This is a genomic window from uncultured Mycobacterium sp. (genome assembly GCF_964249325.1).
In the GTDB taxonomy this organism is placed as follows: Bacteria; Actinomycetota; Actinomycetes; order Mycobacteriales; family Mycobacteriaceae; genus Mycobacterium.
The window spans coordinates 1-10229 of the sequence record NZ_CAXUCH010000039.1 but is presented as its reverse complement, the minus strand read 5'-3'; the positions used below and the strand labels follow the sequence as shown (position 1 = coordinate 10229).

The window sequence follows — 10229 nt, the reverse complement described above, 5'->3', positions numbered from 1 at the left end:
GCGACGGGCTGATCGGCGAAGACTCCGAGCGGCTCACCGGCGCGTCGGCCCTATCTACCGTTCCTTCGGTGCTTCACGAGCTGCGGGTCATGCTCGACCAGTACTGGCCGTCGGTCCCGCACGTGCTGATCGAGCCTGGGGTGCGCACCGGCATCCCGCTGCTGGTCGACAACCCCAAAGAAGTCGGCGCTGACCGAATCGTCAACTGCCTGGCGGCTTTTCACAAGTTCGGAACAGCGGCGATCGTGATCGATTTCGGATCGTCGATCTGTGTCGACGTGGTGTCGGTCAAAGGGGAGTTCCTCGGCGGCGCGATCGCGCCCGGCGTGCAGTTGTCCTCCGATGCCGCCGCCGCCCGGTCCGCCGCGTTGCGCCGAGTCGAACTGGCCCGGCCACGTTCGGTGGTGGGCAAGAACACCGTCGAGTGCATCCAAGCCGGAGCGGTGTTCGGCTTCGCCGGCTTAGTCGACGGCTTGGTCCAGCGCATTCGCGACGACGCGGACGGTTTCGCCGCCGGCGACGTCGCAGTGGTGGCGACCGGGCACACCGCGCCGCTGCTGCTGCCCGAACTGCACACCGTCGACCACTACGACCAGCATCTGACCCTGCACGGTCTGCGGCTGGTCTTCGAACGCAACCGCGACAGCCAGCGCGGCCGCCTCAAGACAGCCCGCTGAGCGGACACGCCTCTCATCGACTGTGCATCCTGGGCGGAAAAATCGGCGGATCGCCACCCTCACCGCACGCTCGGCGCCGCAACCGCACACTCGTAGGCGCGGGTACCGGCTCCTCTAAGCTGGCACGTCGTGAGCTCCGCCGACGAGGACCGTCCTCAAGACATCCCCGAGCAGTTCCGGATCCGCCGGGACAAGCGCGCTCGGCTGTTGGCGGAGGGGCGTGACCCCTACCCCGTCGCCGTCGAACGGACCCACACTCTGGCCCAGATTCGCGCCGCCTATCCCGATCTGCCCGCCGACACCGCGACCGGTGACATCGTCGACGTCGCCGGCCGAGTGATCTTCATCCGCAACTCCGGCAAATTGTGCTTTGCGACACTGCAGGACGGCGACGGTACGAAGCTGCAGGCGATGATCAGCTTGGGAAAGGTCGGCCAGGACGCGCTGGATGCGTGGAAGGCCGATGTCGACATCGGCGACATCGTTTACGTACACGGCGAAGTGATCAGTTCACGTCGCGGCGAATTGTCCGTACTCGCCGACTTCTGGCAGATGGCGTCCAAGTCGTTGCGGCCGCTGCCGGTCGCGTACAAGGAGATGAACGAAGAGTCCCGAGTGCGGCAGCGCTACGTCGACTTGATCGTTCGTCCGGAGGCGCGAGCAGTAGCCCGGCTGCGGATTGCCGTCGTCCGCGCCCTGCGCGCCGGTCTGGAAGCTCGTGGCTTCCTCGAGGTGGAAACGCCGATGTTGCAAACTTTGGCCGGTGGAGCGGCGGCGCGGCCTTTCGTTACCCACTCCAATGCCCTCGACATCGACCTATACCTGCGGATCGCCCCCGAACTGTTCCTGAAGCGCTGCGTGGTCGGCGGGTTTGACAAGGTCTTTGAACTAAATCGTGTCTTCCGAAACGAAGGAGCCGATTCGACTCATTCCCCTGAATTTTCCATGCTGGAGACCTACCAAGCGTATGGAACCTATGAGGATTCCGCCGTAGTCACCCGCGAGCTTATTCAACAGGTGGCCGACAAGGCGATCGGCACCAGAGAACTACCGATGCCTGACGGCAGTGTCTATGACATCGACGGAGAATGGGCTTCGATACAAATGTATCCGTCGTTGTCGAGCGCACTCGGAGAGGAGATCACGCCTGACACGACAGTTGAGCACTTGCGCGGCATTGCCGAACGGCTTGGCGTGGAGATCCATCCCAGCTACCGGCACGGCAAGCTGGTCGAGGAATTGTGGGAGCACAGGGTCGGCGCCCGTCTTACCGCGCCCACATTTGTCAAGGATTTCCCGGTGGAGACGACGCCTTTGACCCGCCAACATCGCAGTATCGCGGGCGTCACCGAAAAGTGGGATCTCTACCTGCGGGGAATCGAACTGGCCACTGGATACTCGGAATTGATCGACCCAGTAGTGCAACGCGAGCGGTTCGCCGCGCAGGCTCGCGCCGCGGCCGCCGGCGACGACGAGGCGATGAGCATCGACGAAGATTTTCTCGCGGCGCTGGAGTATGCGATGCCGCCATGCACCGGAACCGGAATGGGTGTCGATCGGTTGTTGATGGCTTTGACTGGCCTGTCAATTAGGGAGACAGTTTTGTTCCCTATTGTTCGACCGCTCAGCAACTGAACCCGTCCGACGGCGATAACACTGGGATTGAATATACCGCCTTCTTATGGCAGATTAGTCCAATGGGGACACAATCCGACTTGCACAGTAAGTGCTCAGGAAGATGCGGTAGAGGGTGAACTAATGGCGAAGAAAGTGACCGTCACGTTGATCGATGATTTTGACGGTGAGGCTCCCGCCGATGAAACGGTCGAATTCGGCCTCGACGGGGTGACCTATGAGATTGACCTTTCGAGTAAGAATGCGGCGAAACTGCGTAACGACCTGAAGCAATGGGTGGAAGCCGGTCGCCGGGTCGGCGGTCGGCGACGTGGGCGCGCCAGCTCGGGCCGTGGCCGCGGCGCAATTGACCGGGAGCAGAGCGCCGCGATCCGGGAATGGGCTCGCCGCAACGGACATAACGTGTCCTCGCGAGGCCGCATCCCGGCCGACATCATCGACGCTTTCCACGCGGCGACCTGACAACGCAGCCGGCGCGGGGCTCGAGGCTCCGGCGCCGGCATATTTTCGCTGGTGGCGAACTGATCACCCGGCAGCGCGGGAAAGGTTTTGTGGGTTTTCCGCGTTGGTCTGTTGCGTTCGTGTTTCAAGCATGAGACGTGCGCGGCGGTCGGTAGCGCATAGGTAGGAACCTCGGGCAGCGGCCCATTACAGTGGATGGCAGGTACGCGCGCCGACCGCTGTACCGATGGTGAGGGAGAGCAGGTAACCACCGATGTTTGAACGATTTACCGACCGAGCCCGCAGGGTCGTCGTCCTGGCGCAAGAAGAGGCCCGGATGCTCAACCACAACTACATCGGGACCGAGCACATCCTGTTGGGCCTCATCCACGAAGGTGAAGGCGTAGCCGCAAAGTCGCTGGAGTCGCTGGGAATTTCGCTGGAGGGCGTCCGCAGCCAGGTCGAGGAGATCATCGGCCAGGGTCAGCAGGCACCGTCGGGGCACATCCCCTTTACTCCGCGTGCCAAGAAGGTGCTGGAGCTCTCCTTGCGTGAGGCGCTGCAGCTGGGCCACAACTACATCGGCACCGAGCACATCCTGCTCGGCTTGATCCGTGAGGGTGAGGGTGTGGCCGCGCAGGTGCTGGTCAAGCTGGGCGCCGAGTTGACGCGGGTGCGTCAGCAAGTGATCCAGCTGCTTTCCGGCTACCAAGGCAAGGAGACCGCCGAGGCGGGCACCGGTGGCCGTGGCGGCGAGTCGGGCAGCCCGTCGACGTCGCTGGTGCTCGACCAGTTCGGCCGCAACCTGACCGCGGCCGCGATGGAGGGCAAGCTCGACCCGGTCATCGGCCGCGAGAAGGAAATCGAGCGGGTCATGCAGGTGCTGTCGCGGCGCACGAAGAACAACCCTGTGCTGATCGGCGAGCCCGGTGTCGGCAAGACCGCTGTCGTCGAGGGCCTGGCCCAGAAGATCGTGCACGGCGACGTTCCGGAGACGCTGAAGGACAAGCAGCTCTACACGCTGGACCTGGGTTCACTAGTTGCCGGCTCGCGCTACCGCGGTGACTTCGAAGAGCGCCTGAAGAAGGTGCTGAAAGAGATCAACACCCGCGGCGACATCATCCTGTTCATCGACGAGCTGCACACGCTGGTCGGTGCCGGGGCCGCCGAGGGTGCGATCGACGCCGCGTCGATCCTCAAGCCCAAGCTGGCCCGCGGTGAGTTGCAGACCATCGGCGCCACCACGCTCGACGAGTACCGCAAGTACATCGAGAAGGACGCCGCGCTGGAGCGCCGCTTCCAGCCGGTGCAAGTCGGTGAGCCGACGGTCGAGCACACCATCGAGATCCTGAAGGGTCTGCGCGACCGCTACGAGGCGCACCACCGGGTGTCGATCACCGACGGCGCGATGGTGGCGGCCGCCACGCTGGCCGACCGCTACATCAACGACCGGTTCCTGCCGGACAAGGCCATCGACCTGATCGACGAGGCGGGTGCCCGGATGCGGATCCGCCGGATGACGGCTCCGCCGGACCTGCGCGAGTTCGACGAGAAGATCGCCGAGGCGCGCCGCGAGAAGGAGTCGGCGATCGACGCGCAGGACTTCGAAAAGGCTGCTGCGCTGCGTGATCGCGAAAAGCAACTGGTCGCTCAGCGCGCCGAACGCGAAAAGCAGTGGCGCTCCGGTGATTTGGACGTGGTCGCCGAGGTCGACGACGAGCAGATCGCTGAGGTGCTGGGCAACTGGACCGGCATCCCGGTGTTCAAGCTGACCGAGGCCGAGACCACCCGGCTGCTGCGCATGGAAGAGGAGCTGCACAAGCGGATCATTGGCCAGGAGGACGCGGTCAAGGCGGTCTCCAAGGCGATCCGCCGTACCCGCGCCGGGTTGAAGGACCCCAAGCGCCCGTCCGGTTCGTTCATCTTCGCCGGTCCGTCCGGTGTGGGTAAGACCGAGCTGTCCAAGGCGCTGGCCGAGTTCCTGTTCGGCGACGACGACGCGCTCATCCAGATCGATATGGGCGAGTTCCACGACCGGTTCACCGCGTCGCGGTTGTTCGGCGCCCCACCGGGATACGTCGGCTACGAGGAGGGCGGCCAGCTCACCGAGAAGGTGCGGCGCAAGCCGTTCTCGGTGGTCTTGTTCGACGAGATCGAGAAGGCGCATCAGGAGATCTACAACAGCCTGTTGCAGGTGCTCGAGGACGGCCGGCTCACCGACGGGCAGGGCCGCACGGTCGACTTCAAGAACACGGTGTTGATCTTCACGTCCAACCTCGGTACCGCCGACATCTCGAAGGCGGTCGGCCTTGGCTTCTCGCCGGGCGGTGGTGAGAACAACTACGAGCGGATGAAGCAGAAGGTCAACGACGAGCTCAAGAAGCACTTCCGCCCGGAGTTCCTCAACCGCATCGACGACATCATCGTGTTCCACCAGCTGACCCGCGAGGAGATCATCCGGATGGTCGAGCTGATGATCGGCCGGCTGGAAAAGCAGCTGAAGAGCAAGGACATGTCGCTGGTGCTGACCGATAAGGCCAAGGCGCTGCTGGCCAAGCGCGGCTTCGATCCGGTGCTGGGCGCCCGTCCGCTGCGGCGCACCATCCAGCGTGAGATCGAGGATGCATTGAGCGAGAAGATCCTCTTCGAGGAGGTCGGTCCGGGCCAGCTCGTCACCGTCGACGTGGACAACTGGGACGGTGAAGGTTCCGGCGAGGACGCGGTGTTCACGTTCACCGGAACACCGAAGCCGGCCACGCCGGCCGAGCCGGATCTGGCCAAGGCCGGTGCCCACAGCGCCGGCAGCTCGCCCTCGGCTGCGCAATAGGGCCCGCTGAGCGGCCAGTTATCGCACGGTTTTGACGAAATCCCGTGTCATAACTGGCCGCTCGCGACTTATTCGCCGGGGCTGCTCGGCTGCCAGCGGTTTTCGATGTTGGCCAGCTTCCAGTAGGCGATGGCGCCTAGCCAGGTGACGGCGAACAGGCAGACAATCGCCAGGCCGGCATTGTTCAAGTCGATCGAGCTGATCCAATTGGTGACCGGATCCACCCACTGCAGATCGTCGTGCAATATCGACACCAGCTCGATCGACCCGATCAGCAACGCGACCGCGATCGACAGCGCGGTGATGGTGAAGTTGTAGTAGATCTTGCGAAGCGGCTGCATAAATGCCCAATCGTAGGCCGCGGTCATCAGCAAGCCATCCAGCGTGTCCATCAGGCTCATCCCCGCCGCAAACAACAACGGCAGCACCAAGATCGCGTACCACGGCAGCCCGGCAGCAGCTCCGGTGCCGGCCAGCGCCAACAACGCCACCTCGGTGGCGGTGTCGAAGCCGAGGCCGAACAGCACGCCCACCGGATAAATCTGGACTGGGCGTTTGATGCGGTTCATGATCGGCGAGAGCAGACGTGCCAGAAATCCGCGGTCGTCGAGCGCCGCTTGGAGTTCCTCCTCGGAGTAGGAGCCGCACCGGAGTTTGGTGTAGGCACGGGTTATCCCGACCAGCGCGACGATGTTGATCACCGCGATGAGGTAGAGAAACAAGCCGGAAGCCAGGGTTCCGGCGAAGCCGAGTGCATGCCGGACCGGTGAGTCGTCGTCGACCAGCGCGCCTACCGCACGAGCACCGACGACGACCAGCACCGCCATTACCAACACGATGGTGGAATGGCCCATGGCGAACCAGAATCCGACCGATGTCGGTTTCGGGTGGACTCCCTCTGTGTCGCGCTGGTCCGATTGTCCAGCTCCTTCTCGGGCCGCTTCGCGGCCCGCATCGTCGCCGCTCATCAGCTTGCGAGTGGTGTTGTCGATGGCGGCGATGTGGTCTGCGTCGAACGCATGCCGTAGGCCGAACAGATAGGCGGTGAAGCCCAGTCCGACACCGAAGATTTCGGTTCCGACGCGGTAGCGGTGCGGCGCGATGCCCATCACCAGTGTCGCGAAACCTACGACGTGCATCAGCGCGATCACACCGAAAAGCACGCCGATCTCGATGCGGTCGCGGCGATGCCAGGTCGACATCACGGCGCGGATACGCTCACGAAAACCAGCCGACTGAGCAGACGAATGCCCTACAGACACTTGACCGCCTTCCGGGATTGCGCGTCCCATCTGCGATGTGTGAACGGGAAGGTCTGGCTTCCAACGCTGAAACGCTGGTCACAGTGGCGCGACCGCACCGGAATATGCACCGGTTTCCTCGCCGTTCACACGATTACCCGCGACTGAGGCTATATCGCCAGGCGCGTCGCGCCGAAACTGGGTCCGCGGTTCAGCGTGGCGCAACCAGCAGCGCGAAGGCCTGCTTGGCGATCCGCAACATCCAGCCGGTCACCGTGGGACCGTGGTCACGCGGCCAGTTGAGCTGAAAGCTCACCACCCACGGCTGTCCGGTCTTATCGACCGCATACCAGCTGAACGTCAGATCACCCGGCAGGCCGCCGGCTTTAGCTCCGACGTACGGCCACTCATGCGGGTCGAGATCGATACCCGGGGCGGCTGCCAGGATCTGCTTGACGAGTGCGGCTTTGCCGACCGCGGCGGCTTGAAGTGCCGTGTGCACTCGACAGATATCTTCGGCGTTGCCATACCATTCCGCGCCGTAACCCGAGGCTGGGGTGTGAGCGCGGTTCGGATCTGGTCGGTAGACGCGAGAATTCGCCTGCTGCAACAATTGTGCCCGCACTTGGGGAGTAGCCTGCTTCCACTGCTGGCGCAGATCCGGCTTGCCCCAGCCGACCGAGAACAATTCATACATCGTCGGGAACGGCGTCATCGCGGCCGGATCGTGATGCCCGGCGTCGATCAGCGCTTTTTCGACAGCCTGGGTGCCGACTTTCCCGATCAGCATGTCGGTGGCCATGTTGTCGCTGGTCGCAATCATCTTCTCGGCGGCGGTGCGCACCGAAACCTGTGCTCCCACCGGCAGTTCCAATCCCGACGATCCGACCGCCTTGCCTTTCTCGGTGACGGTCATCTGGTCATCCCAGGACACCTTTCCGGCCTTGACCGCGTCAGCCACGGCGTAGAGCACGTACAACTTGAATATCGATGCCAGCGGAAGAGATTGCGTGGTGTTGGTGCCCGCGATCCGCTCACAGCGGCCGTCGTTGACTTTGGCGGCCTGGTAGGAGTAACGGGCTCCGGTCTTGCTCAATGTGGCATCGAGGTCACGCCATGAAGAAATCGTCGGAGTCTGCGTCACCACATCGAAGCGGTCAACCAGGGTGGCGTCGTTGGTGTGGATCTCGATATTCTGTCGCGCGCCATATGAGCTGACCAGATGTAGCGTGGCGGCGCCGGCAGTGATGTCGACTCCGTCGACCTTAAACGGCCGATCCCACCACAGCCCCTCCATGCTGCTCTCGACAGTGTCCACCATGTCGGGTGCGGCGAGGGTACGAACCCCGACCGGGCCGATGGGCCAGTCCGAGTTGAGCATGTCCACGGTTTGCTGCGCGCGCATACCGGGCGGCGTCCTGATATCGATCCGAACTCCCGCGTCCGCGGCGTTCGCCGGTGGTGCCGGAGGCGGAGTACATCCGGGCGCCATAGCGGCGACCACCACAGCCGCGGCGGTCACTGCCGCGGCGCGGTGCCTCGCTGGGCTGGCGCTACGCCGTCGGGCGGTTTGCGGCAACGTCCAGCACAACCTCGAATTCCAGCAGTGACGCGCCGGTCGCTACCGGGTTGGCCCGGTGACCGGCATGTGCTTCGATGGCGGGCCCCGTTGCCCATGCCTGGAAGGCCTCGTCGGACTCCCAATGGGTCACCACGAAGTAGCGGTCTTCGCCCTTGACCGGACGCAGTAGCTGGAAGCCGAGGAAGCCGGGTTGGTTCTCCACGGCGTGCGCGCGATGCGCGAACCGCTTTTCCAGTTCGGGGCCCGCGTTCGGGGGGACCTCAATTGCGTTGATCTTCACCACTGGCATGCGGCTAGGCTACCGTGCCCGACGTGCCGACCGACCTGCTGACCCGCCGCGGTGGAGACGGCCAACCGCTGGTACTGGTGCACGGCTTGATGGGCCGGGGCAGCACCTGGTCGCGCCAGCTACCGTGGCTGGCTCGGCTGGGCACCGTGTATACCTACGACGCCCCGTGGCACCGCGGCCGCGACGTCGCCGACCCCTACCCGATCAGCACCGAACGCTTCGTTGCCGAGCTACGCGACGCGGTGAGTGGATTGGGAACGCCTGCGCGGCTGATCGGGCACTCGATGGGCGCATTGCATTCGTGGTGTCTGGCGGCGGAGCAGCCCGAACTGGTTTCGGCGTTGGTGGTGGAGGACATGGCACCCGATTTTCGTGGCCGCACCACGGGGCCATGGGAGCCGTGGCTGCATGCCCTGCCGGTCGAATTTGACGCTGCGGAAAAGGTATTCGCGAAATTCGGGCCCGTCGCCGGCCAGTACTTCCTGGACGCTTTCGACCGGACCGCGATCGGTTGGCGCCTGCACGGCCACGTCGAACGCTGGATCGAGATCGCCGCTGAGTGGGGCACCCGCGACTACTGGGAACAGTGGCAGGCGGTGCGCGCACCGGCGCTGCTGATCGAGGCGGGTAACTCCGTCACACCTCCCGGCCAGATGCGCAAAATGTACGAAACAGGTTACTGCACAAGGTATTTGCATGTACCAGAAGCAGGCCATCTGGTGCATGACGAGGCCCCGCACACCTACCAGCAGGCGGTCGAGTCGTTCCTACGGCGCGTCGCCCGCTAGCGCATATCGGCCGTCGGCGGTTCGCGTGACCAGGCCATCGGCGAGCAGCGAATCCAGGGCGCGCTCACGCTGCTGGATGTCGCTCAACCACGCCACGTCCAGCTCGGCCTTGGTGACAGGACAATCCTTGCCGCGCAACACGTCCAGTAGGCATCCGCGAACCTGACGGTCGGTTCCCGCGTAGCTTTGAACTTTCCGTCCCGGCCCAAGAGTGGGTGGATAGCCGGCTCGCCGCCATGCGCACTCTGTCAGCGGACACAATCCGCAGCGCGGGCTGCGTGCGGTGCACACCGTGGCACCCAACTCCATCAGAGCCGCCGAAAACCGATGTGCCAGTTGGTTATCCGGCAGCAGTGCCCCGACTTCGGCGTGGTCGCGGACCGACGACGACGCCGCCGCGTCGGCGCGGCCGTGCACAGCGCGAGCAACCACCCGGCGCACGTTGGTGTCGACCACCGGCACCGGCTGGCGGTAGGCGAAGCAGGCCACCGCCCGCGCGGTGTAGCCGCCCACGCCGGGCAGTGTCAGCAGCGTCTCGACGTCGCGGGGAACCATATCGTCGTGGTCTTGGGCGATCACGGTGGCGCACTCGTGCAGTCGCTTGGCGCGGCGCGGGTAGCCCAGCTTGCCCCAGGCGCGCAGCAGGTCGGCCGGGCTGGCCGCCGCCGTCGCCGAGGCGGTGGGCCAGCGCGCCACCCAGTCCTGCCAGACCGGTGCTACCCGGGCCACCGGCGTCTGCTGCAGCATGA

8 protein-coding genes, 1 pseudogene and 1 riboswitch (1 of these 10 running past the window's edge) are annotated in these 10229 nt (G+C 64.5%); of the genes and pseudogenes, 5 read left to right on the top strand and 4 right to left on the bottom strand.

The window, feature by feature from the left end; translation table 11 throughout:
- The 4 genes and pseudogenes from ACFE99_RS07560 to clpC1 form a co-directional block, all read left to right on the top strand.
- Positions 1 to 677, top strand: a pseudogene (locus ACFE99_RS07560) (type III pantothenate kinase) (it extends 67 nt beyond the left edge of the window).
- A gap of 129 nt (positions 678 to 806) precedes the next feature.
- On the top strand, positions 807 to 2312 hold the full coding sequence (lysS, locus tag ACFE99_RS07555) for a lysine--tRNA ligase (protein ID WP_375483930.1): 1506 nt from the start codon (positions 807 to 809) through the stop codon (positions 2310 to 2312).
- Positions 2313 to 2435: 123 nt separating this feature from the next.
- Positions 2436 to 2774: a histone-like nucleoid-structuring protein Lsr2 gene (gene lsr2, locus ACFE99_RS07550; RefSeq protein ID WP_375483928.1), complete on the top strand. Its 339-nt coding sequence runs from the start codon at positions 2436 to 2438 to the stop codon at positions 2772 to 2774.
- A gap of 253 nt (positions 2775 to 3027) precedes the next feature.
- Positions 3028 to 5580 carry an ATP-dependent protease ATP-binding subunit ClpC gene (gene clpC1, locus ACFE99_RS07545; protein ID WP_375483925.1) on the top strand — a complete coding sequence of 851 codons (2553 nt, stop codon included), beginning with the start codon at positions 3028 to 3030 and terminating at the stop codon, positions 5578 to 5580.
- Positions 5581 to 5648: 68 nt separating this feature from the next.
- Here clpC1 and ACFE99_RS07540 read toward each other — a convergent pair whose 3' ends face one another.
- The 3 genes from ACFE99_RS07540 to mhuD form a co-directional block, all read right to left on the bottom strand.
- On the bottom strand, positions 5649 to 6782 hold the full coding sequence (locus ACFE99_RS07540; RefSeq protein WP_375483923.1) for a HoxN/HupN/NixA family nickel/cobalt transporter: 1134 nt from the start codon (positions 6780 to 6782) through the stop codon (positions 5649 to 5651).
- Positions 6783 to 6870: 88 nt separating this feature from the next.
- Positions 6871 to 6998: riboswitch (cobalamin riboswitch) on the bottom strand.
- Between the two features lie 34 nt (positions 6999 to 7032).
- Positions 7033 to 8400, bottom strand: a complete 1368-nt coding sequence (locus tag ACFE99_RS07535; RefSeq protein ID WP_375483921.1) for a serine hydrolase — start codon at positions 8398 to 8400, stop codon at positions 7033 to 7035.
- The gene (gene mhuD / locus ACFE99_RS07530) at positions 8375 to 8692 is read right to left on the bottom strand and encodes a mycobilin-forming heme oxygenase MhuD (protein ID WP_048891088.1); all 318 of its coding nucleotides are present in this window, start codon (positions 8690 to 8692) and stop codon (positions 8375 to 8377) included. The genes ACFE99_RS07535 and mhuD overlap by 26 nt, the downstream gene beginning before the upstream one ends.
- Positions 8693 to 8715: 23 nt before the next feature.
- Here mhuD and ACFE99_RS07525 point away from each other — a divergent pair, with 23 nt between their 5' ends.
- Entirely contained in the window at positions 8716 to 9480 is a 765-nt protein-coding gene (locus tag ACFE99_RS07525) for an alpha/beta fold hydrolase (RefSeq protein ID WP_375483918.1), read from the top strand.
- On the opposite strand, the gene ACFE99_RS07520 is transcribed toward ACFE99_RS07525, so the two are convergent.
- A partial coding sequence (locus ACFE99_RS07520) for an A/G-specific adenine glycosylase (protein WP_375483916.1) occupies positions 9460 to 10229 on the bottom strand: 770 nt, incomplete at its 5' end. The genes ACFE99_RS07525 and ACFE99_RS07520 overlap by 21 nt on opposite strands.

Bases quoted from the DNA above. Each gene is read 5' to 3' on its own strand.
- lsr2 (WP_375483928.1), top strand. From the start codon at position 2,436: ATGGCGAAGAAAGTGACCGTCACGTTGATCGATGATTTTGACGGTGAG.
- clpC1 (WP_375483925.1), top strand. From the start codon at position 3,028: ATGTTTGAACGATTTACCGACCGAGCCCGCAGGGTCGTCGTCCTGGCG.
- ACFE99_RS07540 (WP_375483923.1), bottom strand. From the start codon at position 6,782: ATGTCGACCTGGCATCGCCGCGACCGCATCGAGATCGGCGTGCTTTTC.
- mhuD (WP_048891088.1), bottom strand. From the start codon at position 8,692: ATGCCAGTGGTGAAGATCAACGCAATTGAGGTCCCCCCGAACGCGGGC.